This is a genomic window from Ralstonia flatus (assembly GCF_958439105.1).
Taxonomy (GTDB): Bacteria; Pseudomonadota; Gammaproteobacteria; order Burkholderiales; family Burkholderiaceae; genus Ralstonia; species Ralstonia flatus.
On sequence record NZ_CAUDLI010000001.1, the window covers coordinates 468504 to 494911 of the forward strand.

28 protein-coding genes are annotated in these 26408 nt (G+C 65.2%); 14 read left to right on the top strand and 14 right to left on the bottom strand.

Annotation, left to right across the window (positions count from 1 at the left end; genetic code table 11):
* Positions 1–32: 32 nt before the first annotated feature.
* Positions 33–848, top strand: coding sequence for a transporter substrate-binding domain-containing protein (locus R2676_RS02235; RefSeq protein WP_206274187.1), 816 nt, complete (start codon positions 33–35; stop codon positions 846–848).
* 6 nt (positions 849–854) lie between these two features.
* On the opposite strand, the gene tet is transcribed toward R2676_RS02235, so the two are convergent.
* Together tet and R2676_RS02245 are read right to left on the bottom strand one after the other, a co-directional pair.
* The gene (gene tet / locus R2676_RS02240) at positions 855–2036 is read right to left on the bottom strand and encodes a Tet(A)/Tet(B)/Tet(C) family tetracycline efflux MFS transporter (RefSeq protein WP_206274188.1); all 1182 of its coding nucleotides are present in this window, start codon (positions 2034–2036) and stop codon (positions 855–857) included.
* Between the two features lie 130 nt (positions 2037–2166).
* Positions 2167–2973: a hypothetical protein gene (locus R2676_RS02245; RefSeq protein WP_206274189.1), complete on the bottom strand. Its 807-nt coding sequence runs from the start codon at positions 2971–2973 to the stop codon at positions 2167–2169.
* A 407-nt stretch (positions 2974–3380) separates the two neighbouring features.
* Here R2676_RS02245 and R2676_RS02250 point away from each other — a divergent pair, with 407 nt between their 5' ends.
* The 5 genes from R2676_RS02250 (at position 3381) to R2676_RS02270 (ending at position 8127) form a co-directional block, all read left to right on the top strand.
* Positions 3381–3653, top strand: a complete 273-nt coding sequence (locus tag R2676_RS02250; protein ID WP_065859763.1) for a hypothetical protein — start codon at positions 3381–3383, stop codon at positions 3651–3653.
* A gap of 272 nt (positions 3654–3925) precedes the next feature.
* Positions 3926–5134: an HD-GYP domain-containing protein gene (locus R2676_RS02255; protein ID WP_206274325.1), complete on the top strand. Its 1209-nt coding sequence runs from the start codon at positions 3926–3928 to the stop codon at positions 5132–5134.
* Complete coding sequence (locus R2676_RS02260) at positions 5116–6672, top strand: ABC transporter permease/substrate-binding protein (protein ID WP_206274190.1); 1557 nt, start codon at positions 5116–5118, stop codon at positions 6670–6672. The genes R2676_RS02255 and R2676_RS02260 overlap by 19 nt, the downstream gene beginning before the upstream one ends.
* Positions 6673–6742: 70 nt before the next feature.
* Entirely contained in the window at positions 6743–7510 is a 768-nt protein-coding gene (locus R2676_RS02265; protein ID WP_027680688.1) for a sulfite exporter TauE/SafE family protein, read from the top strand.
* 167 nt (positions 7511–7677) lie between these two features.
* Positions 7678–8127 carry a hypothetical protein gene (locus R2676_RS02270; protein WP_206274191.1) on the top strand — a complete coding sequence of 150 codons (450 nt, stop codon included), beginning with the start codon at positions 7678–7680 and terminating at the stop codon, positions 8125–8127.
* Positions 8128–8193: 66 nt separating this feature from the next.
* On the opposite strand, the gene R2676_RS02275 is transcribed toward R2676_RS02270, so the two are convergent.
* The gene (locus R2676_RS02275; RefSeq protein WP_102066685.1) at positions 8194–9594 is read right to left on the bottom strand and encodes a GntP family permease; all 1401 of its coding nucleotides are present in this window, start codon (positions 9592–9594) and stop codon (positions 8194–8196) included.
* Positions 9595–9747: 153 nt separating this feature from the next.
* Positions 9748–10101, bottom strand: coding sequence for a hypothetical protein (locus R2676_RS02280; protein WP_206274192.1), 354 nt, complete (start codon positions 10099–10101; stop codon positions 9748–9750).
* A gap of 179 nt (positions 10102–10280) precedes the next feature.
* Between R2676_RS02280 and R2676_RS02285 the strand changes: the two genes are divergently transcribed.
* Positions 10281–11612, top strand: a complete 1332-nt coding sequence (locus R2676_RS02285) for an MFS transporter (protein ID WP_206274193.1) — start codon at positions 10281–10283, stop codon at positions 11610–11612.
* A gap of 49 nt (positions 11613–11661) precedes the next feature.
* Here the strand turns inward: R2676_RS02285 and R2676_RS02290 are convergent, their stop codons facing one another.
* Positions 11662–12414: an oxidoreductase gene (locus tag R2676_RS02290; protein WP_206274194.1), complete on the bottom strand. Its 753-nt coding sequence runs from the start codon at positions 12412–12414 to the stop codon at positions 11662–11664.
* Between the two features lie 311 nt (positions 12415–12725).
* Here R2676_RS02290 and R2676_RS02295 point away from each other — a divergent pair, with 311 nt between their 5' ends.
* Entirely contained in the window at positions 12726–13010 is a 285-nt protein-coding gene (locus R2676_RS02295; RefSeq protein WP_003272088.1) for an HU family DNA-binding protein, read from the top strand.
* Positions 13011–13108: 98 nt separating this feature from the next.
* On the opposite strand, the gene R2676_RS02300 is transcribed toward R2676_RS02295, so the two are convergent.
* From R2676_RS02300 to R2676_RS02330, 7 genes are all read right to left on the bottom strand, one after another.
* Positions 13109–13687: a HutD/Ves family protein gene (locus R2676_RS02300; protein ID WP_206274195.1), complete on the bottom strand. Its 579-nt coding sequence runs from the start codon at positions 13685–13687 to the stop codon at positions 13109–13111.
* On the bottom strand, positions 13684–14643 hold the full coding sequence (hutG, locus tag R2676_RS02305; RefSeq protein WP_206274196.1) for a formimidoylglutamase: 960 nt from the start codon (positions 14641–14643) through the stop codon (positions 13684–13686). Before hutG ends, R2676_RS02300 begins: the two co-directional genes overlap by 4 nt.
* Positions 14640–15440 carry an amino acid ABC transporter ATP-binding protein gene (locus tag R2676_RS02310; protein ID WP_316856637.1) on the bottom strand — a complete coding sequence of 267 codons (801 nt, stop codon included), beginning with the start codon at positions 15438–15440 and terminating at the stop codon, positions 14640–14642. Before R2676_RS02310 ends, hutG begins: the two co-directional genes overlap by 4 nt.
* Positions 15437–16105, bottom strand: coding sequence for an amino acid ABC transporter permease (locus tag R2676_RS02315; RefSeq protein ID WP_147213372.1), 669 nt, complete (start codon positions 16103–16105; stop codon positions 15437–15439). Before R2676_RS02315 ends, R2676_RS02310 begins: the two co-directional genes overlap by 4 nt.
* An 18-nt stretch (positions 16106–16123) precedes the next feature.
* Entirely contained in the window at positions 16124–16888 is a 765-nt protein-coding gene (locus R2676_RS02320; RefSeq protein WP_102066692.1) for a glutamine ABC transporter substrate-binding protein, read from the bottom strand.
* Between the two features lie 59 nt (positions 16889–16947).
* Positions 16948–17718, bottom strand: a complete 771-nt coding sequence (locus tag R2676_RS02325) for an IclR family transcriptional regulator (protein ID WP_206274197.1) — start codon at positions 17716–17718, stop codon at positions 16948–16950.
* Between the two features lie 109 nt (positions 17719–17827).
* Positions 17828–18349 (bottom strand): hypothetical protein, encoded by a 522-nt coding sequence (locus R2676_RS02330; RefSeq protein WP_206274198.1) that lies wholly within the window; start codon positions 18347–18349, stop codon positions 17828–17830.
* 254 nt (positions 18350–18603) lie between these two features.
* Between R2676_RS02330 and R2676_RS02335 the strand changes: the two genes are divergently transcribed.
* The 3 genes from R2676_RS02335 (at position 18604) to R2676_RS02345 (ending at position 20947) form a co-directional block, all read left to right on the top strand.
* Complete coding sequence (locus tag R2676_RS02335; protein ID WP_206274199.1) at positions 18604–19149, top strand: ester cyclase; 546 nt, start codon at positions 18604–18606, stop codon at positions 19147–19149.
* Between the two features lie 145 nt (positions 19150–19294).
* Positions 19295–20224 (top strand): DUF2167 domain-containing protein, encoded by a 930-nt coding sequence (locus R2676_RS02340; protein WP_206274200.1) that lies wholly within the window; start codon positions 19295–19297, stop codon positions 20222–20224.
* Positions 20225–20227: 3 nt separating this feature from the next.
* On the top strand, positions 20228–20947 hold the full coding sequence (locus R2676_RS02345; RefSeq protein ID WP_009241367.1) for a site-2 protease family protein: 720 nt from the start codon (positions 20228–20230) through the stop codon (positions 20945–20947).
* A gap of 52 nt (positions 20948–20999) precedes the next feature.
* Here the strand turns inward: R2676_RS02345 and sodB are convergent, their stop codons facing one another.
* Together sodB and xseA are read right to left on the bottom strand one after the other, a co-directional pair.
* A complete protein-coding gene (gene sodB, locus R2676_RS02350) occupies positions 21000–21578 on the bottom strand; it encodes a superoxide dismutase [Fe] (RefSeq protein WP_009241368.1) in 579 nt (192 codons plus the stop codon).
* A gap of 147 nt (positions 21579–21725) precedes the next feature.
* Entirely contained in the window at positions 21726–23135 is a 1410-nt protein-coding gene (gene xseA, locus R2676_RS02355) for an exodeoxyribonuclease VII large subunit (RefSeq protein WP_206274201.1), read from the bottom strand.
* A gap of 1070 nt (positions 23136–24205) precedes the next feature.
* Between xseA and R2676_RS02360 the strand changes: the two genes are divergently transcribed.
* From R2676_RS02360 to lpxK, 3 genes are read left to right on the top strand one after another with little or no spacing between them, the layout of a single operon-like run.
* Positions 24206–24826 (top strand): MotA/TolQ/ExbB proton channel family protein, encoded by a 621-nt coding sequence (locus tag R2676_RS02360; protein ID WP_004631809.1) that lies wholly within the window; start codon positions 24206–24208, stop codon positions 24824–24826.
* Between the two features lie 28 nt (positions 24827–24854).
* Positions 24855–25283 (top strand): ExbD/TolR family protein, encoded by a 429-nt coding sequence (locus tag R2676_RS02365; protein ID WP_004631807.1) that lies wholly within the window; start codon positions 24855–24857, stop codon positions 25281–25283.
* Positions 25284–25310: 27 nt separating this feature from the next.
* A complete protein-coding gene (gene lpxK, locus R2676_RS02370; protein ID WP_147213377.1) occupies positions 25311–26360 on the top strand; it encodes a tetraacyldisaccharide 4'-kinase in 1050 nt (349 codons plus the stop codon).
* The last annotated feature ends 48 nt before the right edge of the window (positions 26361–26408 follow it).

Here is a 26408-nt window from a genome sequence, read left to right on the forward strand (position 1 = left end):
CGGTCGCGCTTTTGATTTTTCAGGGGGATTCCATGTTCAACCGTTTCATCCGCGCCAGCGCCCTGCTGCTGTGCGCCTGCGCCGCGGCACCCGCCCTGGCGCAAACCACGACGCAAGCCACCAACCGCCTCGACGAAATCCTCGCGCGCGGCACGCTGCGCGTCGGCACCACCGGCGACTACAAGCCCTTTACCTACAAGAACCCCGCCGATGGCCGCTTCATCGGCCTGGACGTCGAGATGGGCGAACGCCTGGCCAAGGCACTCGGCGTGAAGCTGGAAATCGTGCCGACCACGTGGTCGACGCTGATGCAGGACTTTGCGGCCGACCGCTACGACATCGCCATGAGCGGGGTGTCGGTCACGCTGGAGCGGCAGAAGAAGGCGTTCTATTCGATCCCGTATCAGCGCGACGGCAAGACGCCGATCACGCGCTGCGAGAACCAGTCGAAGTATCAGACGCTGGCGCAGATCGACCAGCCGAATGTGCGTGCCGTGGTCAACCCGGGCGGCACCAACGAGAAATTCGCGCGCGAGCATCTGAAGCAGGCGCAGATTCGCGTGTATCCGGACAACGTGACAATCTTCAACGAGATTGTCGCCGGCCGCGCAGACCTCATGATGACCGACGCGGTGGAAACGAAGCTGCAGCAGATGCTGCACCCGGAACTGTGCGCCGTGCATCCGGAAGCGCCGTTCGATTTCTCCGAAAAGGCCTACCTGCTGCCGCGCGACGTCGTGTTCAAGAACTTCGTCGACCAGTGGCTGCGGCAGACCGCAGAGAGCGGTGAGTTCGCCAAGCGCTTCGATGCGTGGCTGGCGTATCCGTGGAATGCTGCGGCCAAGTAAGCGGTGCTATGTCCGTGCGGCGCGCCTGGCCGCGCCGCCCATCAGCAACATGAGGCATACGCCGTTCAGCAGCGCGCCCATCAGCCAGACCGCGCCCGACCACACCGGCGCCGTCAGCGCATAAAACGCTGTGGCTGCCAGCGGCCCGATCATGGCGGCCACGCTGGCGAGGCTGGCCAGCGCGCCCTGCAATTCGCCCTGCTCATGCTCGCCCACCTGGCGCGAGAGCATCGCCTGCAGCGCCGGCATGCCGGTCTCGGCCATGCACAGCAGCACCATGGTCGGATAGACCATCCAGCCGGCGCTGATCCACGCCATCGCCGCAAAGCCCGCGACATCCATCATCACGCTCGCCACGACGGCGCAGCGCTCACCCAGCGCACGCGCAATCGGCCCGGTCAGGAATGCCTGCGCGAGCGCATGCATCATCCCGTAAGCCGCCAGTGACAAGCCGGCGGCGCGCGTGTCCCAACCGAAGTGCGCTTCGCCGTGAATGACCCACAGCGTTTGCGGAATCTGCCCGACGATTTCGATGATGGCCAGCACGGCCAGCAACGGCAACAGCGTCGGTACACGCGCCACGCGACGCAGCGATTGCACCGGCAGCAGCGCACGCCACGCAAACGGCGCACGTTCAGCGCGGCGCGATTCCGGCAACGCAAAGCAGGCCACCAAAAAATTGACGCCATTGAGCGCCGCCGCCAGCAGGAACGGCGCACGCAGCCACCAGTCGCCGAGCAGCCCGCCCAAGGCCGGCCCGGCGATGAACCCGAGGCCGAAGCACGCGTTCATCAGCCCGTAACGGCGCGCGCGATCGGCCGGCGCGGTGATGTCGGCGATGTATGCCGTCGCCACCGCATAGTTGGCACCGGTGATGCCTGCCACCACGCGGCCGACGTACAGCACCCACGCGTGCGGCGACAGCGCCATGACGAGGTAGTCGACCGCCGCGCCCGCCAGCGACACCAGCAGCACCGGCCGGCGCCCGTAACGGTCCGCCAGCGCGCCCAGGATCGGCGCAAAGACAAACTGCATCGCCGCGTACGCCGCGATCAGCAGGCCGAATTCGAATGCGATGTCGCCCGTGTGATCCAGCTCGCGCAGCAGGCTCGGCAGGATGGGCAGGATCAGCCCGACGCCCATGGCATCGAGCGTCAGCGTAAAGAGGATGACGGCAAAAGCAGGCATGCGAATGCGCCGCGCGCCCGTCGGGGCGGCAGCGCTTCGAAAATCGAAAGACGAGATGATGCCGTGGAAGTGCGCGCCTTGCAGCGGCTTGTGGCGTCGCGCAGCGCTCCGGCGAAAGCCGCCGGCAAGCTTAGTGGAGGCTGCTCCGATCGCCGTGTTGCAGGGCCAGCGCGTCGCGCAGCAATGCGTCGGTCATGTCGCGGCCCAGGAGCGCCGGGTCGAAGCGCGCGGAAAAACGCGTCGAGCACGACTCCACCTGCAGCACCACCTGACCCGGCGGCAGCAGTTCGATGTCGACGTGGATGACCTCGTCGTCTTCGGTAAAGGAATGCAGCAGCGTCAGCGCCCGATAGCCGTCGGCGCGCTCCACGGCGGCTTCCGTCCAGGACGGCGCCAGCAGCGCACAGTTGACCAGCGTTTCGGGCTCGTCAGGGCGATACAGGTGCAGCCCCATCATCGTCGAGGCGGCATCGGCCACGCTGGACCATTCGGCCGCCGGAATCAGGTCGCCCAGCAGGCGGATGTCGTCGACGGCGGCGTCGGTCTGCACAAAGGCGGCGCCGAGGAAGAACGCGGTCTCGTCACGGAAACCACCCGCCACGGTGTTGCGCCACAGGCGATGGCTGCTCTTGCTGCCAAGTGCCACCTGCGACAGCACCTTGGCTGCACGCGCGCCGTCGGCCCCCGACCACTGCTCCACCGCGCCGTGCGAGAACAGGCGATCGGCCATCACCAGGCCCACGCCCCCGGGCAACACGCGCTCTTTCAGCCACCCGGCCAGCACGTGCACACCGCTGAACGGCATGTCCGGACGCCCGATCGCATGCGCGCGCACACGGCCGTTTTCCGGCACGTGAAACGGCATGGCAAACAGCCTCGCCTGATAAGCGACGCCTTCAATCTCGAAACGGGCGATGGAAGCGGTGGTGATGGACATGGTGACCTTCCTGCTGCAAGGGGCGGAAAACGCCGCCCGTACCTGCATCAACGACCATCCACGCGGAATGTTTAGCCGCCACACGGCCCCCGAAGGGGAGGGGAATCCCCATGGCTGTAATGCGTCGCAACAATCCCGACGCGAGGAGGCAGGAATTTTTTGCCTCGTGCGCCGTCAGACCTTCGCATTAAGGGTTATCCCGCATCTCACATTTCCATGTCAATTCAATGACTTATGTGCAGTTTGCGGTGCTCGAAGGGCCACAATTGTTCTTATTTTTTGAACAAAGAGTTTAATGGAACTGCTTTTTTACTGTCCGAGCAACGACTAAGCTTATGCCATCGCGTTACCGCACCGCAGCGCAACTGCCCTGCGGCAATGCTCACCCCCCTGTTGTGGAGTCCATCATGAAGACCAAGAACCTGATTCTCGCCTCGCTGATCGCTGTTGCCGCTGTTCCCGCCTTCGCTGCCGGCGTGCAAAACAAAGACCCGTACACCAACGGCCAAGCCGTGACCAAGGCTGATCCGTACACCGATGGCGCCCGCAAGGCAGACGTCTACACCGACGGCGCTGTGCGCAAGGCTGACCCGTACACGGATGGCGCCCTGCGCAAGGCCGATCCGTACACCGATGGCGCCCTGGTCGGCAAGGCTGACCCGTTCACCGACGGCCAATAAGTCGTCGATCGGCTGTCCGTATCACCCTGTATCACTCTCCCTCCCCGATGCCGGAGCCCGCGTTGGCGCCGGTACCGGCTTACTGAAGCGGCCTTTGTGGCCGCTTTTTTTTCGTCTACACCCGCAGCGTTCACATGGCGAGCCCGGACTTTTCCCCCTCAAGGCCGCGGCCACACGTCCGATAGAAGAGAATGCATTCGTTGGCGGGTAGCCGTTCCCTGGACCCGTTGCGCCATAACGTGCCCCGCCACGGCCGATCTCTGAACTTCAACATGCGCAAGCGCATCGCTATCGAACACCTGCGGGTGGGCATGTACCTCGACGAATTCGTCGGCTCCTGGCTGGATCACCCGTTCTGGCGGGCCCGTTTTCGCGTGGAAGATGCAGCCCAATTGCAGCGCCTGCGTGCCAGCGGCGTGCGCGAGGTGTGGATCGACACCACGCGCGGCACCGACGTGGCCGCCGCCAACGCGGCACCTCCGGCTCCGGAAATGCCGGCGCCGCCCGCCTGCTCGGCCGACGCCAACATTGCGCCCCGCGCCATCACGCATGCGGAAGAAATGCGCCATGCCGCCCGCCTCATCTGCAAAGCCGAGGTGGCCGTGCAGGCCATGTTTGCCGATGCGCGCATGGGCCGCACGATCGAAGCGCGCGACGCGTTGCCCTTGGTGGAAGCCATTTCAGGCTCCGTCGACCGCCACCCGAGCGCGCTGACAAGCCTGGTGCGCCTGAAAGCGAAAGACCGCTACACGTTCCTGCATTCCGTGGCGGTATGCGCGCTGATGGTGTCGCTGGGCCGTCAGTTGGGGCTGTCCGATGACGAAGTGCGCGACGCCGGTCTTGCCGGGCTGCTGCACGACATCGGCAAGATCGCGATTCCGCCCGAGGTGTTGAACAAGCCCGGCGCGCTGACCGACGCGGAATTCCGCCACGTGATCGTCCACCCGCAGGCGGGGCACGACATCCTGGCCGGCGACAGCGGCATGCGCGACATCGCGCTCGACGTCTGCCTGCATCATCACGAACGCATGGACGGCACCGGCTATCCGCACAAGCTCGCCGGCGAAGACATCTCGCTGTTTGCGCGCATGGGCGCCATCTGCGACGTATACGACGCGGTCACGTCCGACCGTCCATACAAGAAAGCGTGGGAAGCCGCCTACGCCGTGCAGCGCATGGTCGAATGGCGTGGCAACCATTTCGACCCGATGGTGTTCAACGCCTTCGTCAAGAGCGTGGGCATCTATCCGGTGGGCTCGCTGGTGCGGTTGCGCTCGGGCCGGCTGGCGGTGGTCATGCAGCATGCGCCGGGCGCGTTGCTCACGCCCACGGTCAAGGTATTCTTCTCGATATCGTCGGGCACACGGATTGCGCCCGAACTCATCGATCTGGCGCATACCGGCGACCAGATCGTCTCGCGAGAAGAACCCCGCGACTGGGGCCTGACCGACCTCAACGAACTTTGGATACACGGCGACTGATCCGTCATCCCTTTCTGCGGCGCCTGCTGGCATGGCTTGCGCTGGGCTGGCTGGCGTGCAGCGCATCGGCCTTCGCCGAACAACCCTTGCGGATCGGCTCCAAACGCTTCACCGAATCGTACGTGCTGGGAGAAATCCTCACCCAGACCGCAAACCCGCGCGGCCCTGCCGAACACGTACCGGGCCTGGGCAACACCGCCATCGTCTTTGCCGCGCTCAAAAACGGCAGCATCGACGTCTACCCGGATTACCTCGGCACCATCGCCGCTGAGATCCTGCACCTGCCCGCCGAGCAGGCAGCCAACCCTAATCAAGCCGCGCTGCTGGCCGATGTCAACCGCGGCCTTGCGCCGATGGGCCTGGCGGCCGGCGTGCCGCTCGGCTTTGAAGACACCTACGCGCTGGCCATGCGCGACGTCGATGCCGAGCGCGAACACATCCGCACGCTGGCCGACCTTGCCACGCATCCGACGCTGCGGCTTGGCCTGTCGCACGAATTTCTCGGCCGTGCCGATGGTTGGCCGGCAATTGTCCAGCGCTACAAGCTGCCGCAGCGCCCCACTGGCCTCGACCACGGCGTTGCCTACGACGCCCTGCGCGCCAACCAGGTCGACGTGATCGACATCTACTCCACCGACGCGAAGATCCGCCGCGAACACCTGCGGGTGCTCGACGACCCGGCGCACGTCTTCCCGCGCTACGACGCCGTGCTGCTGTATCGCGCCGACGTTGCGCAGCGGCATCCGGCGCAATGGCAGGCGATCAACACACTCGCCGGACGCATCCAGCGCGACGACATGGTGGCGATGAATGCCGCGGTCGAACTCGAAGGCCAGTCGTTCTCGCAAGCAGCGCGGCAGTTTCTGGCCGGGCATGGCGCTGTGCCGGCAGCCACCCCGGCGCGCGCGTTCTTCAGCCGGCTGACGGACGGCCTGGGGCGGCTCACGCAGCGGCATCTCATGTTGGTCGGCATCTCCACCGGCGTTGCCGTGCTGCTGGGCGTGCCGCTGGGCCTGATGGCCGCGCGCCGCCGGATCAAGCAGCCGATTCTTGCGGTGGTGGGCGTGTTGCAGACGATTCCGTCCCTCGCGTTGCTGGCGATGCTTATCCCCATCGTCGGGTCGATTGGCGTGGTGCCGGCGCTGATTGCGCTGGCGGTCTATGCGCTGCTGCCCATCGTGCGCAACACGATCGTCGGGCTGGAGCAGGTGCCCGACGGCCTGCGGGATGCGGCGTTGGCGCTGGGGTTCACGCCGTCGCAACGCACGCGCGTGGTCGATCTGCCGCTGGCGCTGCCGGTCATCCTGGCCGGCGTCAAAACCGCTGCGGTCATCAGCGTCGGTACGGCGACCATTGCCGCGTTCATCGGCGCCGGCGGCTATGGCGAGCGCATCGCCACGGGGCTCGCCCTCAACGACAGCGCAACGCTGCTTGCAGGCGCCATCCCCGCGGCGGTGCTGGCGCTGCTGGTGCAGGCCGCGTTCGAGGTGGCCGAATGGTGGCTGCGCCGACACGGCAGCAGCAACGCACAGCACTAGCGAGCACGCGCGCGGGCGTTCCAGTTCCATTAACATCGCGGTCATTCCAGCCGCGCAGCACGCCTCGCCTATGACCACGCTCCCGTTTTCCACCGCCCTGCTCGTCGCGGCGGCCGGCGTTTATGCCGGCGCCCAGAATGCCCTCGCGGGCGGCGGATCGTTCATCACGTTTCCGGCCTTGCTGCTGGCGGGGCTCAACCCGCTGGGCGCCAACATGACCTCGACGATCGCGCTGTTCCCGAGCCAGATCACCTCGTCGATTGCCGGGCGCAAACTGGCCGGCGGCGTCGATGCCGGGGAGCATCACCTCTCGCTCAAGCAGCTCATCGTCATCAGCCTGGTGGGCGGCGTGCTGGGCGCGCTGTTGCTGCTGGCGACACCGCCGTCGTTCTTCGCCAAGCTGGTGCCGTATCTCGTGCTGTTTGCGACGAGCGTGTTTGCGTGGGGCAGCTTCCGCCGCAAACCGCTGCATGCGGCATCGGGCATGTCGACCGCCACGCTGGCGACCATCCAATTTGCGATTGCGATTTACGGCGGCTACTTCGGCGGCGGCATCGGCTTCCTGATGCTCGCCGCGCTGACGGTGGCCGGCCAGCAGGTGCGCATGGCGGGCGCGACCAAGAACGTGCTCGCCATGACGATGAATGCATCGGCCGTGGCCGTGTTTGCGTTCTCGCCACAGGTGAACTGGGCGGCCGTGGTGGCGCTGGGCATTGGCGGTATCGCGGGCGGATTTGCCGGCGCATGGCTGCTGCACCGGCTGCCGGAAAAAGTGCTGCGCGGCTTCGTCGTCATCGTCGGGATCATCCTGACGGTTTGGCTGTTCATGCGTGCCTGAATGCGGCATCCAAGGGCGGCTTGACAGCGTTTGTCCGACAGGCGGTTCAGTCTGCGCCTACTGTCTGCCGGGTTGACCCTTTCCTATTGTGACGTTCGGGATGCACCCCGTGGCACGCGGCATGCGTGCCATGAAGGCGACCCTGTTTCACAACAAGGAGAACGAGCATGCAAGCACGCAAGATGTCGAGTCTGGCCGCAGCGATCGCCGTGGCCGCCTGTGCCTGGATCGGCGCGATGCCCGCGCAGGCCCAGCAGAAGGATCACAGCGCAGTGACGGGTGTCGACAGCCAGATGGAAGGCCCGCGCACCCAGGTTCAGCGCAATGCCGATGCGGCTGCCAACCCCGGCTATCACAACAACGCGACCGGCGCGCAGCCGGAAGCCACGCCCGGCACGCTCAAGCAGAAAGTCCACCGCGCGCACGTGAAGACCGACAAGTGGGTCGACAAGCACGTCACGCACCGCCACGGCAAGGGGAAAGGCACGGCGACGGCGGAGTCGTCGTCGGACCGCGCATTCTGGTCGCGTCGCGCCAACCAGTGCGACTCGCTGGTGGGTGAAGCCCAGCGCGTCTGCCGCGAGCGTCGCTCCGACGCCGTCGGCAGCGGCCAATAACCGCAACGTGCCCATGAAAAAAGCCGACGTTTGCGCGTCGGCTTTTTCATTGCGGCAATGCCTGCGTCAGACGATGCCGGTGGCGTAGAACACGGCGATCACGAAGAACACGGCCAGCGTCTTGATGATCGTCACGCAGAACACATCGCGATACGCCTCGCGGTGCGTCAGGCCCGTCACGGCCAGCAGCGTGATCACGGCGCCATTGTGCGGCAGCGTGTCCATGCCGCCCGAGGCCATCGCCGCTACGCGGTGCAGCACCTCCATCGGAATGCCCGTCGCCTGCGCTGCCTGCACGAACTGATCGGCCATTGCCGCCAGTGCAATGCTCATGCCGCCCGAGGCGGAACCGGTGATGCCTGCCAGCGTGCTCACCGTGACCGCCTCATTGACCAGTGGATTCGGAATCGCGCGCAGGCCATCGGCCAGCACCAGGAAACCCGGCAGCGCGGCAATCACGCCACCGAAACCGTATTCCGACGCGGTGTTCATCGCGGCCAGCAGTGCGCCAGACACTGCAGCCTTGCTGCCTTCGGCAAAACGGTCCTTCACAGCGCGGAAGCCAAACACGAGCACCACGATGATGCCGATCAACAGCGCGGCCTCCACGGCCCAGATCGCGGTCAGCTTGTCGGCTTCAACGGTGAGCGGCTTCGGCAGGCCCGGCAATGCAACGGTCACGACCTTGCCATACCACGTCGGAATCCAGCGCGTGAACAGCAGGTTCATCACGCCCACGAGCACCAGCGGCGACAGCGCCACGAGCGGATGCGCGAGCGCGCCGGTCTCGGCCGTCTCGGGCTCGTTCACCAGCTTGGTGAGGCCGTGGTCATAACCGTGGCCATTGCGCAGCGCGACGCGGCGGCGCCATTCCAGATACGCCATGCCCACCACGATGATGAACAGCGCGCCGATGGTACCCAGCCACGGCGCCGCCCACGACGTGGTGTGGAAGAACGTGGTCGGGATGATGTTCTGGATCTGCGGCGTGCCCGGCAGCGAATCCATCGTGAACGAAAACGCGCCCAGCGCGATGGTGCCCGGGATGAGGCGCTTGGGGATATTGCCCTGGCGGAACATCTCCGCCGCAAACGGGTACACCGCAAACACCACCACGAACAGCGACACACCGCCGTACGTCAGGAGCGCACACACCAGCACGATGGAAAGCATCGCCCGCTTGGCCCCCACCACACGGATGACCGACGCGACGATCGAGCGCGAAAAGCCCGACAGCTCGATCACCTTGCCGAACACGGCGCCCAGCAGGAACACGGGGAAATACAGTTTGACGAAGCCGACCATCTTCTCCATGAAGATGCCGGAGAACACCGGCGCCACGGCCGATGGATCGGTCAGCAGCACCGCGCCGAGGGCGGCCAGTGGTGCAAACAGGATGACGCTGTAGCCGCGATACGCGGCGAACATTAGAAATGCCAGCGCAGCCAGCACGATGATGACGGACATCGACAATCTCCTCGTATGCTTTTCTTTTAAGAGCGAAGGATTGTATGTCGCGATGCAACAGATTCCGTTACGCAATCACGCGTATTGAACTGCCGGCGGAACTGGCGTTCATCGGCTCCAGATGGGCGTCTTCGTCACGTCGACGGCGACGATTCAATGACGGTGCGCCCAGCCTCCGCCATGTCCCCAGCCGCGCCCGCCCCACCCGCGGCCGCCCCATCCGCGATGGCAGCCCCAGCACCCGCCGCCGATCCACACGCTGCCGAACACCGGCGCCGGGTAAACCGGTGCTGGGTAGTAGGCCGGCCCGTAGTAGTAATAAGGATCGTACGGATAGGACGGAAACGCCGCCACCGGCGCAGGCGCCACGGCTGTCGGGGCGATCGGATTGCCGTAGGCGTCGTAATACGGCGCGACCACGCAGCCGCCCAGCAGGACGACCGCGCACGCGGCCAGCGCGCCCGACAGGATGGCGGCACGGCGGCCAGGTTGCGATGCGCGGTCCATGATGTGCTCCGTTGGATGCATGTGGATATGCGTTCGACAGTGTTTGGCCGGTTCAATTCCAAGGACTTCGCATACCGCAGCAGCGAATCGCTGCCGGATCACTTACCATGACCGCTTCGCCGCCCGCGCTGGGGAGAGATCGAGGCAGGCGATGCCCATAAACACTGGAGGACACATCCATGCAAGCCACGGCAGCGCCTGCTCAAGGCGATCGGGCACCGGCACCGGCCATCTCTGCGGCCACCCGACGCAAGGCCATCATCGCCGCCACGATCGGCAACGGCCTCGAATGGTTCGACTTTACGGTCTACAGCTTTTTCGCCGTCATCATCGCCAAGCTGTTCTTCCCCACCGGCAATGACTTCACCTCGTTCATGTTGACGGTCGCCACGTTTGGCGTGGGATTCTTCATGCGCCCGGTTGGCGCCGTCGTGCTGGGCATCTACGCCGACCGCGTCGGCCGCAAGGCGGCGCTCACGCTCACCATCATGCTGATGGCGATCGGCACGGCCATCATCGGCCTTGCACCGACGTACGCGCAAATCGGTATCGGCGCGCCCATCCTGATCGTGATCGCGCGACTCATCCAGGGCTTCTCGGCCGGCGGTGAAGTCGGGGGCGCCACGGCGTTCCTGATCGAGTATTCACCGGACGAACGGCGCGGCTATTTCGCCAGCTGGCAGCAAGCGAGCCAGGGCATCTCGTTCATCCTCGGTGCCGCCATGGGCGCGATCGTCACGAACGGTTTGTCGCCGGAACAGATTGATGCATGGGGCTGGCGCATTCCGTTCCTGTTCGGTCTGCTGATCGGGCCGGTCGGCATGTACATCCGCTCGCACCTGCATGAACCGCCCGCCTTTGAAGCGCAGAAGGCGAAGGCCGCGAAGGAATCGCGCTTGGCACCGCTGTCGCAAGTGCTGCGCGATCATCCGCGCGAAGTGCTCGGCGGGCTGGGCGTGACGATTCTCTGGACAGTCTGCACCTACACGCTGGTGTTCTACATGCCGACGTATGCGAAGCAGCAACTGGGTCTGCCGCTGGGCGCGACGTTCCAGTCGACGGCGCTGTGCGGCGCGATCATCTTCGTGCTGTGCCCGCTCATGGGCACGCTGTCCGATCGCATCGGCCGCAAACGCATGCTCGGCACGGTGGCGCTCATCATCGCGGCGGCAGCGTATCCGCTCTTCCACTGGCTCAACGTCCACCCGACGGTGCAGACGCTGCTGCAGGTGCAGGTGATCCTGGGTGTGTTGCTGGCCGCGTTCACGGGCCCGGCGCCCGCCGTGCTGGCCGAGCAGTTTCCGACGGCGGTGCGCTCCACCGGCCTGTCGATCTCGTACAACCTGGCGGTCACGATCTTCGGTGGCTTTGCCCCGCTGATCGTCACGTGGTTGATTGCGAGTTCCGGCAGCAAGCTCGCACCGTCGTACTACGTGATGGCCGCTGCCATCATCAGCGTGTTCGCGCTGTCGCTGATGCACGACCGCACGGGCAAGCCGATCGAAAAATAATCGTCTGAAATAGAGGCAGGCGAAATAACCTCGAACGACGGCCGGTGGATCACCCCACCGGCCGTTCGTCTTCTGCGGCCAGCAATGCCGCGTTCTCCAGCACCCGAACACCGGGCGCATCCACCCGCGCTGCGGTGACGAGCGCAGCCGCCACCGATTCCGCCGACACCGGCCGCCACGTCGGGGGCACCATCCATCCGATTGCGCGCGACACGCCTTGCGCAACGCGTTCACCGGGCCGGAATTCTGTGCGCGTGCCGAGCAGCAGCGAAGGCCGCACCACCGTCACCGACGGAAAGCCGATCGACAGGATTTCTGCCTCCACCTCGCCCTTGCAGCGGTTGTAGAAAACGCGCGAGCGCGCATCGGCGCCCAGCGCGCTCACCAGCAGAAAATGATGCGCGCCGGCGGCAAACGCGCGCCGCGCCAATTCCGCCGGATACTCGACATCAACGCGCCGGAACGCCGCCTGGGAACCCGCCTGCCGGATGGTCGTGCCGAGCGCGCAGATGACGATATCGGCGGCAAACACAGGCTGCGTTTCAGGGGCATCGAGGTGGTCGAAGTCGACCACGCATTCGCGCAATCGACCGGGCGCCGCGTGCCCTGCTGTCAAGGCCCCGCGCCGGCGTACAAGGGCCGTCACGCTGCCAGCCCAAGGCTGCGCGACGAGCCGACGCACCACCGCACGGCCCACCAGTCCGTTGGCGCCGGCCACCAGAACGGACGGCCCGCGCGGTTGCTCCGGCGCTTCGCCGCTGGCCGCGAAGCCTTGTCCGACAGGCATTTGCGCACTCGACATGATGTTCTCCATGAAGTTGGCACAGGCGCTGGAACACAGTGTACGGCGTCCGGCGGACCGGTTCTTTGCCGTGCCGCCTGCGCGCTTTCGGTGCGTTCGTCACGTGAAGAACGCTGGCGGAAATGCAAACAAACCGCGTCGATATCAGGTGTTTCCCGGATGCCCGCCCGCAAACCCATATGGGGCAAGTGTCGGCTGCAAGCAACGGCCCGCAAACCCTTGCAGTTAGGGGATGTGCAACCCTTCGCAACGGTGATATAAAACGGGTCGCAGTACAACGCTGTCCAACAAACCTGAAGTGGGGAACTGACATGACGACCAAATCCGAACTCGTAGCCGCCATTGCGAAAGACGCTGAACTGAGCAACGCCGCCGCCGAGCGCGCGCTGAACTCCGCGCTGGAAAACATCAAGAAGACCGTCGCCAAGGGCGGCACCATCACGCTGGTTGGCTTCGGTTCGTTCTCGTCGGGCAAGCGTGCAGCACGCACCGGCCGCAACCCGCGCACCGGCGAAGCCATTAAGATCCCGGCAACCAAGACCGTGAAGTTCACTGCTGGCAAGGGCTTCAAGGACGCCGTGAACAAGAAGAAGTAAGAGTCTTCTGCCGAGCCCGGCATGCGTGCCTGGCCGGGAGACTTGCAAGGGACCCTAGGGGGTCCCTTTTCTTTTGGCGCGTTTGATCTGGCGCAACATCAGCCGACCGGCCACAAGGCCACCAAGTAACCGATCGAGCCGACACGCGCGACAACCGTGTCGGCATCGCCCTCTGCATCGAGCCAGGCCGCGGCGCCCTGCGGGACATCCTCAGCGCCGATCGACAACGCGCCGTGCACGCAATACACCAGCCATTGCATGCCCGCATGCAAGCGCGGCAGTGAACGACGCTCACCGGCCGCCAGAGCGACGGCCTCGGCGTGATGCGCCCAGGCGTCGCGCCGCGTCATCACGTTGAAATCCGACAGCGGCGCATCGAGCGTGGCATGCACATCGGCTTCGCCGGGAAAGCGTGCGGGCGCTTCGCCGGGCGCCAGCGTCACCGCCTCGGCGTCGGCGCGATGCATCGTCAGCCGGCCGCCCGCAATCACCGCCAGCGAACGGTCCATGCCGGCAAAACGCGAGAACGGCCCGGCCGCATCCACCTGCGCGGTGCTGACGCGCCAGTCGAAATGGTCGAGCGTGGCGCCAGCCGGCGCGATGGCGATTTCGGTCGTCACACCACCGCCGTTCTTCCACGGCATGCGGCGCATTGCATCTGCAGGAATCAGTTTCATGAACGGCGCAACAAGTGATACGCCAGACGCGCCGCCACACGCACGGTGCGGCGATCCTGGTCGTATTCGGGGTTGGTCTCGGCGATGTCGGCCACGCGCACCTTGCCGGTGGCGCAGACGTGCTGCACCAGGGCTTCGAGCACCGGCAGCGTGATGCCGTAGGCTGCAGGCGCGGACACGCCGGGCGCCACGGCGGCGGCCAGCACATCCATGTCGATGGTCAGGTAGACGTGATCGGCATCAGCCAGCCATGCATCGAGATCGGCCATGCGCGCATCGAGGTGCCGCTCCTGCACGTCGGTGTCTTCAACGTAGTGCGCGTGCAGTGCGTCGGCGCGGTCGAACAGCGCGGGCGTGTTCGACAGACGGCTGACACCGAGGCAGCAATACGTCAGGTCGATACCGTGCGCAGCACAGTCTTCGGCGATCTGGTCGAACGGCGTGCCGGAGTTGCCGGGGCGGCTCGTGCGCAGGTCGAAATGCGCATCGAAATTGACGACCGCAAGACGCCCGCGCCAGCCTTGCTTCTGCCAATGCCGGCGCAGGCCCTGGTACGTGCCGAACGCCACCTCGTGACCGCCGCCGAGCACGACCGGCCGCGCACCGGCATCCAGCAGCGCGCACACGCTATTGCCAAGCGCAGCTTGCGCGCGTTCCAGGTCGCCATCGTCACACGTGACATCACCCGCGTCGGCAAGCACCGACAGCCCATGCGCGGGCACGTTGGCTAAGGCACGGCGAATTTCCCGCGGACCCTGCGCCGCACCGGCACGGCCGTGGTTGCGCACGACACCCGCATCGCACGCAAAACCCAGCAGCGCAGGCGCGCCGGACAATGTCGTCGCATCAGCCGATTGCACGACCTGGAACAGGCGCGTCACGTCACCGCGTTCGCCGGTGTCGTCACGCCCCTGCCAGATGGAAGCATCGAACGTTGCAGCTTCAGTCATCGTCATGCGCGTGTCAGCACCGCTTGCAGGAACGAACGCGTGCGCGCTTCCTTGGGCTCGCCAAAGATGACCGACGGCGGCCCGGCTTCGACGATGCCGCCGCCGTCCATCACCACGACCACATCGGCCACTTCGCGCGCGAAACCCATCTCGTGCGTGACGACCAGCATCGTCATGCCTTCCTTGGCGAGCAGCTTCATCACTTGCAGCACTTCGCCAACGAGTTCCGGATCAAGCGCGGAGGTCGGCTCGTCGAACAGCATCACCTTGGGCCGCATCGCCAGCGCACGGGCAATGGCCACGCGCTGCTTCTGTCCGCCCGACAGACTTGCTGGCATTGCGTCGGCCTTGTGTGCCAAGCCCACTTTCTGCAGCAGCTCGTGCGCTTCCGTTTCCGCTTCGTGCTTCGACTTGCCACTCAGCATGCGCGGGCCAACGGTGACGTTGTGCAGCACCGAAAGATGCGGGAACAGGTTGAACGACTGGAACACCATGCCGACCTGCTGCCGCAGCTGATTCAACTCGCCGTCGGGCAGCAACTTGCCGTTGTCGATCAGGCGCTTGCCGCAGATGTCGATGGTGCCGCCTTCGGCTGTTTCGAGCCCGTTGCAGCAACGCAGGAACGTGCTCTTGCCCGAGCCGCTGGGGCCGATGACGACCACCACCTGCGAGGCGTCGACATCAAAGTCGATGCCCTTGAGCACGGTGTGATCGCCATACGATTTGGTGAGCCCGCGGATCTGGATCATGGGAACATCCAGCGCCGATTTGAGCGTTTGCAGGTTCGCATTCGTCATGTTCATTGCACCATGCCTCCCGCACGGATGTTGCGCTCAAGGCGGTGCAGCAGATAGCTGGCGGCACTCGTCAGCACCAGATACACCAGCGCAATCGCCAGGTACACCTCCAGCGAGCGATACGACACGCTGATGATCTTCTGCCCTTCGTGCATCAGGTCGTGAATCGTCAGCAGCGACACCAGCGCCGAGTTCTTGATCAGTGCGATGAACTCGTTGCCCAGCGGCGGAATCATCCGCACCACGGCCTGCGGCAGGATGATTGCGCGCATCGACTGCGCCGACGACATGCCGATCGAGCGCGCCGCCTCCATCTGCCCGCGATCCACCGACTGGATCGCACCGCGCACGATTTCCGACACATACGCGCCCGAATACACGCCCAGCCCCAGCACGCCGCACACAAACGCCGGCAGCAGGATGTCGAACTGCGGCAGCCCGAAGAACAACAGGAAGAGTTGCACCAGCAGCGGCGTGCCACGGATGAACGTCACGTACACCGTGCAGATGCCGTAGATGAATCGGCGGCGCGGGTTCAACCGCCCGATGCCGATCAGCAAGCCGAGCACGCAGCCGAGCACCAGCGCGGCGGCCGTCACCTCAACCGTGACGAGCGCACCGCGCAGGATGTCCGTCCAACCGGCCCAGACAGGAGAGAAATCCAGTTCCATCAGCGTGTCCGTCGGTCGTTACTTGGCAGCGGCGCCAAACCACTTCTTGACGATCTGGTCGTACGTGCCGTCGGCCTTGATCTTCTCCAGCGCGGCGTTCAGCGCCTTGGTCAGTTCCGGCTGATCGCGGCGCACGGCGATGCCGTATTCCTCGGTAGTCAGCGCGGGCTCAACCAGGCGCAGGCCCGGACGCGCCTTGACGTAATACGCGGCGGCGGGGCGACCCGTGACGGCGGCATCGGCGCGGCCGATTTCGACGAGGTTGAACATCTGCTCGTTCTTTTCCACTTCCACGCGCTCGACCTTCGGATAGTTTTCCTTCAGGTAGTTGACCGACTTGGTACCGACCTGCACGCTGACCTTCTTGCCGTTCAGATCCGCCGGCGTCTTGATGGCCGTGTTGCCTTGCTTGACCATCGCGACCAGGCCGCCGTGGTAGTACGGCACCGTGAAATCAACCACCTTCTTGCGCTCTTCCGTGATGTAGATGCCCGAGATGGCCACGTCGAAGCGGCGCGAGATCAGGCCCGGCACGAGGCCCTTGAAGTCGATGTCCGTCCATTCGACCGGACGGCCCATGGTGCGGGCCAGCGCTTCGATCAGGTCCACATCAAAGCCGGTGCGCTTGCCGTTCTCGACAAACTCCATCGGCGCGAATGTCGCGTCGGTGGCGACGCGCAGCGGCTCCCCAGCAGCGTGCGCGGCGGTTGCGAAAGACGCCGCAGCGGACAACGCCACGGCACAAGCCAGCATCGAATGCATGAAACGACGACGATTCCCCATGAGTGGTCTCCTTGTGTGATGCGTGTGGGGTGAAAAAAAAAGATCAAAAAATCGAGAATTCAAAGGTCCTGCAGCCGTGCGGAAATGGACGCCACCGCGGCAACGGTCATGTCGATCAGGCGTTGCTCCTTGCCGCGCACGCGCGTCGCTGGCGCCATCAACGTGATGGAGCCGAGCGCGTGGCCGGGCAGCCGGAACACCGGCACGCTCACGCCCCAGACGCCGGGGTCGACCTCGCCTTCGGACAGCGCATAGCCCGCGGCGCGAATGTCGGAGAGTTCAGCTTGCAGTTGCGCCTGGGTGTCGGCATCGACGGCCAGCAGATCGGCAAGGATGGCGCGCGCCGCAGCGGGCGGCATGAAGGCGAGCAACGACTTGGCGGAGGCGCCGGCCAGCAGCGGCACGCCGCGCCCTTTCTCGAACGAGCAGCGCAGCGACTGCTGGCTCTCGACCATCTCCAGGCAGACAGCTTGGTCCTTTACGGCCACGACCAGCCCCACCGATTCGCCCGACTCCGCCACCAGCTTGGCCATGCCGATGCGCGCTTCCTGCACGAGATGCGAGGCGTGGTCGAAACCGAGTGCGAGCTGCAGGCTGATCGGCCCCGGGGCATAGGTGCCGGCCGATTCCAGCACGAAGCCCCAGCGCTTGAGCATCGCCACCTGGCGGTACAGCGTGCTCTGCGGAAGGCCGGTCAGTTCGACCAGCTCGCGCGCGGCAACCGGGCGGCCGTGGCGCGCGATGGTGGCGAGCACCATCAGCACGCGGTCCGATCCGCTCGTGGCGGCAGCGGATTGTGCTGGCGAAGGGGCCAAGCCCGGCTCGGTCATCGCGAAACTCCGTCGAGTGATGTTGCAACGGAGAATGCGACGATTTTCTCAATCCATCAACGCTACATTCCCATTGAACGGGAAACCATCGCGAATTCGGTATTTACACCTAGGACGCATCGGTCACATTTCCGGCGCCTTCGTCCAGTCGCGCTTCCAGAAACGCGACGACGGCGTGGGCGGATGCCTCGCTGCGGCAGGTCGTCAGCGCGGCGTACAGCGGTGCGGCCAGGCCGTTGAGAAAGTCGATGGGCGCTTCCGGACCTTCGGCGAGATAGCGCTGCAACGCCGAGAACGCGCCGGCCTGGCTCAGGCGCCAATCGGCAATCGAGGCCTGCCGTACGTGGCGCGGCGCAAACGGCGCAGCCGACACCGGCTTGGGCGGCTGGGGCGCGGTCTTGATGGGCGCGCGGCTTGCGACATGGCCGTCGGCAATCAGGCGCGCGAGGTCTTCGGCGCGGTCTTCGATATCGGGGCCGGCGCTGCTCAACTGCGCCAGGATGTCCGCCGCGCAGCGCTCGCCATTGACCAGCAGCAGGATCGCCCGCTGCCGATGCGTGACGTGCCCGCTGCGCGTTTGCAGCTCCTGCGTGCCGCGCTCCGTGCGCGACAGGATATGGCTCAGATCCACCGTCCCCTCCCTTGTTTTTATGGGTCTGTTCAATGAGAGGCCAGTCTAGAAAAACCTGGCGCGGCGCGGACCATTTGAACGCAGCTGGGCGCGCGATACCGACTATCACGTGCGCTGGATTGCGTTCGCGCGGACGACCGGCATGTCGATCGATCATCAAATCCGGATTGAAACCAGATCGACTCACAAGCCCTTTATCGTCTGCGATTGGAAATCTACAGTGCAGCGCATTGCCACCCAAACGGAGTTTCACCATGTTCATCCGCCCCGCCCTGCTTGCCGCCGCCGCGCTCACCCTGCCGATGGCGCTCGCCATCGCCCCGGCTGCAGCTGCGCCAACGTCCGATGCAGACCTCATCCGCCCGGACCACGTCGCCGCAGCGGACACGCCGCAGGCCGCGGCTGCCGTGCTCGCTGCGCGCCGCTACGCCACCTTCTGGCATACCGGCGATGCGCGCTATGCCACGGAAGCGCTGTCGCCTGCGTTTGTCGACCGCACACTGCCCGCCGGGCGCGTGCAGGGCACGCAAGGCCCCCTCGATGCGTCCAAGGCGTTCCGCACGGCCGTGCCTGACATGCGCGTGGAGATCGAAGACATGGTCGTCGCCGGCGACCGCGTCTCGGTTCACCTGCGCTTTCGCGGACACTTCACCGGCGAGTTCGGCCGCACGCACGGGCAGAACCAGCCGATCGACTTCCAGGCTTTCGACCTGTACCGCATCGCCGACGGCAAGATCGCCGAAAACTGGCACCTGGAAGACAACCAGACGCTGCTGCGGCAGATGGGCCTTCAACCGTAATCCACACGGCTTCATTAACGCCCATTAACAGCCCTGCTCCCTGCGCCCGCTATGCTTCGGCCCAGCTTGCGAACCGCTGATGCGGCGGCCCAAGCGTCAGAAGAATCGAGCCAATCAACACACAAGAACATCTTCGGGAGAAGTAATGGGAAAGGGGTTTCAGGGCGCGCTGCGCGCCTGCGCGGGCGCGCTCGCCTGCGTAGCGGTGCTGGGCGCAACCAGCTTGGCGGGCGCTGCGGCTGCCCACGCACAGCAGGCCAGCGATCCGCAACAGGAAATGAAGCAGGCCTGGGCCGCCGCCAAGGCCGCTGCGAAGGTCGGCCCCACGTCGATCGAACTGCGTGACCAGGCCACGCTCAAGATCGGCAAGGACGAGGTCTTCATTCCACAGCCGGCCGCGGGGCAGCTCATGCACGCCATGGGCAACAGCAACAACCCCGACATGCTCGGCCTCGTCATGCCCACCAGCGAAGATGACGAATGGATGGTCGTCGCCAAGTACGAGGCATCGGGCTACATCAAGGACGACGACGCCCGCGACTGGAACGTCGACGATCTGTACAAATCGCTCAAGGAAGGCACCGCTGCCGCCAACGAAGAGCGTGAGAAGCGCGGCATCCCCGCACTGGAAATCCAGGGCTGGGTCGAGCGTCCGCACTATGACGCCGCCACGCACCGCCTGATCTGGTCGATGGCTGCGCGCTCCAAGGGCCAGCCCGCTGATGACCCCGGCGCGGTCAACTACAACACCTATGCACTGGGCCGCGACGGCTACATCAGCCTGAACCTGATCACCGGCCGCAACCACGTCGACGCCGACAAACCCGCCGTGCAAAAGCTGCTCGCCGATCTCGATTTCAAAGACGGCAAGCGCTACACCGATTTCAACGCGAAGACGGACAAGGTTGCCGAGTACGGCCTGGCCGCGCTGGTCGGTGGCATCGCCGCCAAAAAGCTGGGCCTGTTCGCGGTGATCGCCGCGTTCCTGGCGAAGTTCGCAAAGGTGGCGATCCTGGCGGTGGCAGGCTTTGGCGCGGCCATCGCCAAGTTCTTCAAGCGCAAGCCGAGCGCATAAGCCGTGGCTAAGCTGCTGATCCTGCTGTTTTCAGGGCTGAAGTTCGGCAAGCTGCTGACCACCGGCGGCACGATGCTGCTGTCGGTGGCGGCCTATGCCTTCGTGTTCGGCTGGCGCTATGCGGTAGGTTTCGTGGTGCTGCTGTTCATCCACGAGATGGGCCATTTCATGGCGGCACGCCAACGCGGGCTTGCCGTGGGAGCGCCCACCTTCATCCCCTTCGTGGGCGCGTGGATCGACCTGAAAGAGCAGCCGATGGATGTGGAAACCGAGGCCCATATCGGCCTGGCCGGCCCCGTCGCCGGCACGGTCGGCGCGATGCTCTGCTACGGGCTCGCGCGCTACACCGACAGCCAGCTGCTGCTGGCGCTGGCCTACGCCGGCTGCTTCCTCAACCTGTTCAATCTGATCCCGCTCTCACCGTTTGACGGTGGACGGATTACGGCGGTGCTATCGCCGCGCATCTGGTTTCTAGGCGTGCCGGTGCTGGTGGCGCTGTTCGTCTGGCGGCCGAGTCCGATCCTGATCCTGATTGCGGTGCTGGCCGTGCCGCAGTTGATGAAGGCGTGGCGCTACGACCCGCATGCGCCGGAAAACCGCGCGTACTACAGCATCTCGAACGAATCTCGCCTGACCTACACCGTCTACTACATCGGCCTGGTCGTCTTTCTGGCGATGATGAGCCACGAGCTGCACGACATGCTGGGCAGCGTGCGGGCATAAAAAAACCTCCGCTGGTGCGGAGGTTTTTTCTGAATCGCCGGAGCGAGTCGCCTTAGGCGAAGTTCTTGGCAACGAAGTCCCAGTTGACCAGGTTCCAGAACGCCTCGACGTACTTCGGACGGGCGTTGCGGTAGTCGATGTAGTAAGCGTGTTCCCACACATCGCAGGTCAGCAGCGGCTTGGCGTCGGTCGTCAGCGGCGTGGCGGCGTTGGAGGTCGACACCAGATCCAGCGAGCCGTCGGCCTTCTTCACCAGCCAGGCCCAGCCCGAACCGAACGTGCCGATGGCCGTCTTGGTGAACTCTTCCTTGAACTTGTCGAAGCTGCCCCACTTGGCGTTGATGGCGTCAGCCAGCGCGCCGGTCGGAGCGCCGCCGCCTTGCGGCTTCAGGCCGTTCCAGTAGAACGTGTGGTTCCAGACCTGCGCGGCGTTGTTGAACACACCGCCCGAGGACTTCTTGACGATGTCTTCGAGGCTCAGGTTCTCGAACTCGGTGCCCTTGATCAGGTTGTTCAGGTTCGTGACGTAGGTCTGGTGGTGCTTGCCGTAGTGGAACTCCAGCGTTTCCTTGGAGATGTGCGGCGCCAGAGCGTCTTGGGCGTACGGCAGCGGGGGGAGCGTGTGTTCCATTGTTCTTGCCTTCTGTGGGTTGTACAGGTTGGGAGCGACGATTGTAGGAGACTTGCAAAACCGGCGCAAACCGCAGGCTAAATAGTCGGAATACCCGCTAAACGCGTGCGGAATCGCGATCATTGCCGCTATAACGTCATGCGCTGGTCACAGTTCGAGCTTCGGTTGCACCCGGGCGATTTCGATGTCGGCCGTGCCTTGCGCCAGCCGCGCCTCGATGCGCGCCCGGGCATGCAATGCGTTCGGATCGCGGATGGCGTGGCCCTTGGCATCGAGCAGCACCGCATAGCCGCGCTCCAGGGTGCGCTGCGGCGCCAGCAGTTCCAGGCCGGTGTGCTGACGCGCCAGGCGTTCGTGGGCGCGAGACAGCGTGTCTCGCATGACACGTGCCAGCGTCGCTTCGGCTTGCTGGAGGCGCGTGCGCTCTCGCGTGGCGTCGGGGCGCGCCGCGGACAGGCGCATCGTCAGCAGACGCTGGAGATGTTCCGCGCGCTGCACGCGGCCGGTCAGGGCAAAGCGCAGACGGCCCTCCAGATGGGCGAGTTGGGTGCGGCGTTCGCGCATCTGGGCCTGGGGGCCGCGCAGGCGGTGCGCGAGCCAATCGACGGTCTGCGCGCGGCGATCGAGTTGCCGGCGGAACTGGGCAGACAGCGCATCCCAGTCACGCCCCACATCGCGCAGCATGCGTGCACGGTCCGGGCTGACCAGTTCGGCCGCTGCGGTGGGCGTGGGCGCGCGCACGTCGGCAACAAAGTCGACGATGGTCACATCGGTCTCGTGCCCCACACCGGCCACGATGGGAATTTCCGATGCGGCCACCGCGCGCGCGACCGGCTCTTCGTTGAAGGCCCAGAGGTCTTCAATGCTGCCGCCGCCCCGGCACAGGATGACCACGTCGACCTCTGCCCGGGCATTGACCCGTTCCAGCATGGCGGCGATGCGCTCCGACGCCCCGGCACCCTGCACCGGCACGGGATACACCACCACCGGCACATGCGGCGCACGCCGGCGCAGCGTCGTCAGCACGTCGCGCAAGGCCGCCGCCTGCAGCGACGTCACCACGCCAATCGCGCGCGGATGCCGTGGCAGCGGCCGCTTGCGGTCGGCATCGAACAGGCCTTGCGCTTCCAGCGCGGCCTTCAGCCGCAGGAAGGCCTCGTACAGATTGCCCAGGCCGGCCCGGCGAATCGCTTCGACGCTCAATTGCAGTTCGCCGCGCGCTTCGTACAGCGTGACCAGCGCCCGCACTTCGACGGCCTCGCCTTCGCGCGGGGTGAAATCGGCGTACTGGTTGCGGCCCTTGAACATCACGCAGCGGATCTGCGCGCCTGCATCCTTGAGCGAAAAATACCAATGGCCGCTGGCCGCGCGCGTGAAGTTGGAAATCTCGCCGCGCACCCAGCCCAGCGGAAAGTTGCGTTCGAGCAGCCCCGCAATGCGGCGATTGACGTCGCTGACGGTCAGCACATCCTGCGAGCCCCGACTCGGTGCAGACGGGGCGGTAGCGGCGGCCAATGTGTCGGGGGCGGATGGGGCCGCAGGCGCGGAGGCATCCATCCAAAACGGTCGGCGGGAAGACGGCGGCGGGGTCATAAGTGGTGCGAGGAGCGCAAAACGATGAGGCTTCGGGGCGACATCTACCTTGAATAGGGGAGGCAACTCACGCGGAGTGGGCTACCTGTCCACAGCATAACGTCCTTGTCAAGCTTGACAGAGGTCAGGTGACGCGCTCTCTGCATTTTGGCGCAACCCATTGATTCTTATGAAAAATCGGCCCATGTCAAAATTTCAGCAGCGCAAGTAATTTCGTTCTGCGTCAAGCATTTAGCGCGAGCGCCCCAAGGATGTTCACAAAGTTATCCACAGCATCGCTGGAAAACCGTGGTGTGACGCCTGGGCAGTGGATAAATCGGCCGTCGATTCTCACACGTCCGAGGTCCGTGTCCACAGTTTTTCGGGGGAAACTTCGCTGCTCAATTTTTAAGCGCAACACCGAACACCGTTTTGAATCAGTCACTTAAGGTGCTTGTCCGGGCAATGTCCACAACCCGTCCACAAGACTGTCCCGTGTCGGTGTGGATTTCCTCACGGTTTTTCGAGGCGCACCCTCGTTTTCCATCAGATCGAGGCCAGAACCCTCGGTTGCTTCATTTTTAAGCAGGCCGTCGGACTTCCTTTCAGATCAAGCACTTAGCGTGCTTGTTGAGGCAATGTCCACAACCCATCCACAAGACTGTCCCGCAGCGGTGTGGATTACCCGCCGTTTTGCCGGGCCAGCACGCGCTTTTTCATGGATAGACCGTAAAAACGCCCGTTGCACGTTTTTTAAGCAGGAACACGAACATCCTTTCGCATCAAGCACTTAGCTTGCTTGTTCGGGCAATGTCCACAACCCGTCCACAAGACTGTCCCGCCCGGCTGTGGATTGCGCGGCCAGTCTCTTTCGTGACAACGCGTTGACCATCGTCTGCGCATGTCGCGATGCTGCGCCATCGTGTTGCCGAGGCAGGTCCGACGCGCTAGAGTGCTGCCTGTTTTTGCCGCAACGGACAGCGTTCGGGGACGCGGACGGCACGAGCACACCATCAGAATCACACTCCTTCCACAACGACAAAACGGGTTGTCCAGTGTTTTCCATCATTCAAGCCGCCGGCTGGCCGATCTGGCCGCTGTTGATCGCCTCGGTGCTCGCACTCGCGCTCATCATCGAACGCTTCGTCGCCCTGCAACGCAAGAAGATCATTCCGCCCAAGGTCTATGACGAGGCGCTGGCCGTCGCGCATCAGCGCCGCGCCACACCGGAAGTGGTGAACACGCTGGAGCAGGGCTCGCCGCTGGGCCGCCTGCTGGCTGCTGCGCTGCGCCACGTGGTGCTGCATCCGAACACCTCGCGCGATGCCGCCAAGGAAGTGGTGGAAGAAGCCGGCCAGAACGTTGCCCACCGCCTGGAGCGCTATCTGAACGCGCTCGGCACGATTGCCTCGGTGGCGCCGCTGATGGGGCTGTTCGGCACGGTCGTCGGCATGATCGAGATCTTCGGCAGCCAGACCGCTGCAGGCACGAACCCGCAGGCGCTGGCGCACGGTATCTCGGTCGCGCTGTACAACACGGCGCTGGGCCTCGTGGTGGCCATCCCGACGCTGATCTTCTGGCGCTACTTCCGTGGCGTGGTGGACAACTACGTGGTCGAGCTGGAGCACCTCTCCACCACGTACCTCGACGCGATCCTGCCGCCGCGGCGCGGCTGATCCGGGCCACGCCTTACTGGAAACAGCCATGCGCTTCCGCCCGCGCCGTGCCCGCGAAGAGCCGGAGATCAACCTGATCCCGCTGATCGACGTGCTGCTCGTGATCCTCATCTTCCTGATGATCACGACCACGTATTCCCGCTACACCGAACTGAAGGTCAACCTCCCCACCGCCGAGGCCGAGAAAGCCACCGAGCGTCCGGGCCAGATCGTCGTGTCCGTCACCGCCAACGGCGTCTACTCTGTCGACAAGCAGGTGCTCGACACGCGCGATGTCACGAGCCTGGCCGATGCGCTGCGCAATGCCGCAGGCAAGGCCGGCGGCCCCGAGCCCATCGTCATCGTCAACGCCGATGCGCAAGCCGCGCACCAGGCGGTGGTCAATGTCATGGAAGCCGCGCGAGTGGCCGGTCTTTCCCACCTGACCTTCGCCACGCAAACCGGCAACGCCCGTTAAGAGATCGCTTCTCAACCACCATCACGCATGCCCGTCGCCCAGCACCGTCTCGCCAGCTTCGTCACCCGCCAATGGCAGCAACGCGGCTGGTTTGCGTGGGTGATGTGGCCGCTGTCGTGGCTGTTTGGTGGGATTAGCGCGCTGCGCCGGCTGCTGTTCCGCCTTGGCGTGCTGCGCTCGGTGCGGCTGCCGATGCCGGTGGTGGTGATCGGCAATGTCACCGTGGGCGGCGCCGGCAAGACGCCCGCCGTGATCGCGCTGGCCTCGGCGCTGGCTGAAGCCGGCCTGCGCCCGGGCATCGTCTCGCGCGGCTACGGCGCACAACTGAAGCATCCGCGCCCTGTGCGAGAACACTCCCGCGCGGAAGACGTCGGCGACGAACCGCTGCTGATCGCCCGCGCCACCGATCTGCCGGTGTGGGTCTTCCCCGATCGCGTGCTGTGCGCGCAGACGCTGCTGGCCTCGCACCCGGGCTGCAACGTGATCGTCTGCGACGACGGCCTGCAGCACTACCGCCTGCGCCGCGATATCGAAATCATCGTGTTCGACACGCGCATGGGCGGCAACGGCTTCCTCCTGCCCGCCGGCCCCCTGCGCGAACCGATGACGCGCCGCCGAGACGCCACGCTCATCAACGATCCGAACTACCGCGCCACACCCGACCGCCCTGACGTGTTCGGCATGCACCTCGAGCTGCAGGACGCCTACAACCTGGCCGACCCCGCGCTGCGCCGCCCGCTGGCCCAGTTCGCCCGCATTGAAGGCGCGCAATTGCTGGCCGCGGCCGGCATCGGCAACCCCGAGCGCTTCTTCGCCTCGCTGCGCGCCGCCGGTCTCAAGCCGAGCACGCTGCCGCTGCCCGATCACTACGATTTCGCTGACAACCCGTTCACCGACAGCCACGCCGAGGTCATCCTGATCACCGAAAAGGATGCCGTAAAATGCGGCCATCTCGACGACCCGCGCATCTGGGTGGTGCCGACCACACCGGTGGTCGACGCGGCGTTGGTCGAACAGGTCTGCCAGCGCGTGCGCGCCCTGGCCGATCGCGCAACGCTCAAGGCAAGCGCACAATAACGCCACCCTTCCGCTGTACCGCGCGCCGCCCTCCGCCTTGAGCGGCCG

Excerpts from the sequence above, each read along its gene's own strand:
- R2676_RS02235 (WP_206274187.1), top strand. The coding sequence starts at position 33 with ATGTTCAACCGTTTCATCCGCGCCAGCGCCCTGCTGCTGTGCGCCTGC.
- tet (WP_206274188.1), bottom strand. The coding sequence starts at position 2,036 with ATGCCTGCTTTTGCCGTCATCCTCTTTACGCTGACGCTCGATGCCATG.
- R2676_RS02245 (WP_206274189.1), bottom strand. The coding sequence starts at position 2,973 with ATGTCCATCACCACCGCTTCCATCGCCCGTTTCGAGATTGAAGGCGTC.
- R2676_RS02250 (WP_065859763.1), top strand. The coding sequence starts at position 3,381 with ATGAAGACCAAGAACCTGATTCTCGCCTCGCTGATCGCTGTTGCCGCT.
- R2676_RS02255 (WP_206274325.1), top strand. The coding sequence starts at position 3,926 with ATGCGCAAGCGCATCGCTATCGAACACCTGCGGGTGGGCATGTACCTC.
- R2676_RS02265 (WP_027680688.1), top strand. The coding sequence starts at position 6,743 with ATGACCACGCTCCCGTTTTCCACCGCCCTGCTCGTCGCGGCGGCCGGC.
- R2676_RS02270 (WP_206274191.1), top strand. The coding sequence starts at position 7,678 with ATGCAAGCACGCAAGATGTCGAGTCTGGCCGCAGCGATCGCCGTGGCC.
- R2676_RS02275 (WP_102066685.1), bottom strand. The coding sequence starts at position 9,594 with ATGTCCGTCATCATCGTGCTGGCTGCGCTGGCATTTCTAATGTTCGCC.
- R2676_RS02280 (WP_206274192.1), bottom strand. The coding sequence starts at position 10,101 with ATGGACCGCGCATCGCAACCTGGCCGCCGTGCCGCCATCCTGTCGGGC.
- R2676_RS02285 (WP_206274193.1), top strand. The coding sequence starts at position 10,281 with ATGCAAGCCACGGCAGCGCCTGCTCAAGGCGATCGGGCACCGGCACCG.
- R2676_RS02290 (WP_206274194.1), bottom strand. The coding sequence starts at position 12,414 with ATGTCGAGTGCGCAAATGCCTGTCGGACAAGGCTTCGCGGCCAGCGGC.
- R2676_RS02295 (WP_003272088.1), top strand. The coding sequence starts at position 12,726 with ATGACGACCAAATCCGAACTCGTAGCCGCCATTGCGAAAGACGCTGAA.
- R2676_RS02300 (WP_206274195.1), bottom strand. The coding sequence starts at position 13,687 with ATGAAACTGATTCCTGCAGATGCAATGCGCCGCATGCCGTGGAAGAAC.
- hutG (WP_206274196.1), bottom strand. The coding sequence starts at position 14,643 with ATGACGATGACTGAAGCTGCAACGTTCGATGCTTCCATCTGGCAGGGG.
- R2676_RS02310 (WP_316856637.1), bottom strand. The coding sequence starts at position 15,440 with ATGAACATGACGAATGCGAACCTGCAAACGCTCAAATCGGCGCTGGAT.
- R2676_RS02315 (WP_147213372.1), bottom strand. The coding sequence starts at position 16,105 with ATGGAACTGGATTTCTCTCCTGTCTGGGCCGGTTGGACGGACATCCTG.
- R2676_RS02320 (WP_102066692.1), bottom strand. The coding sequence starts at position 16,888 with ATGGGGAATCGTCGTCGTTTCATGCATTCGATGCTGGCTTGTGCCGTG.
- R2676_RS02325 (WP_206274197.1), bottom strand. The coding sequence starts at position 17,718 with ATGACCGAGCCGGGCTTGGCCCCTTCGCCAGCACAATCCGCTGCCGCC.
- R2676_RS02335 (WP_206274199.1), top strand. The coding sequence starts at position 18,604 with ATGTTCATCCGCCCCGCCCTGCTTGCCGCCGCCGCGCTCACCCTGCCG.
- R2676_RS02340 (WP_206274200.1), top strand. The coding sequence starts at position 19,295 with ATGGGAAAGGGGTTTCAGGGCGCGCTGCGCGCCTGCGCGGGCGCGCTC.
- sodB (WP_009241368.1), bottom strand. The coding sequence starts at position 21,578 with ATGGAACACACGCTCCCCCCGCTGCCGTACGCCCAAGACGCTCTGGCG.
- xseA (WP_206274201.1), bottom strand. The coding sequence starts at position 23,135 with ATGGATGCCTCCGCGCCTGCGGCCCCATCCGCCCCCGACACATTGGCC.
- R2676_RS02365 (WP_004631807.1), top strand. The coding sequence starts at position 24,855 with ATGCGCTTCCGCCCGCGCCGTGCCCGCGAAGAGCCGGAGATCAACCTG.
- lpxK (WP_147213377.1), top strand. The coding sequence starts at position 25,311 with ATGCCCGTCGCCCAGCACCGTCTCGCCAGCTTCGTCACCCGCCAATGG.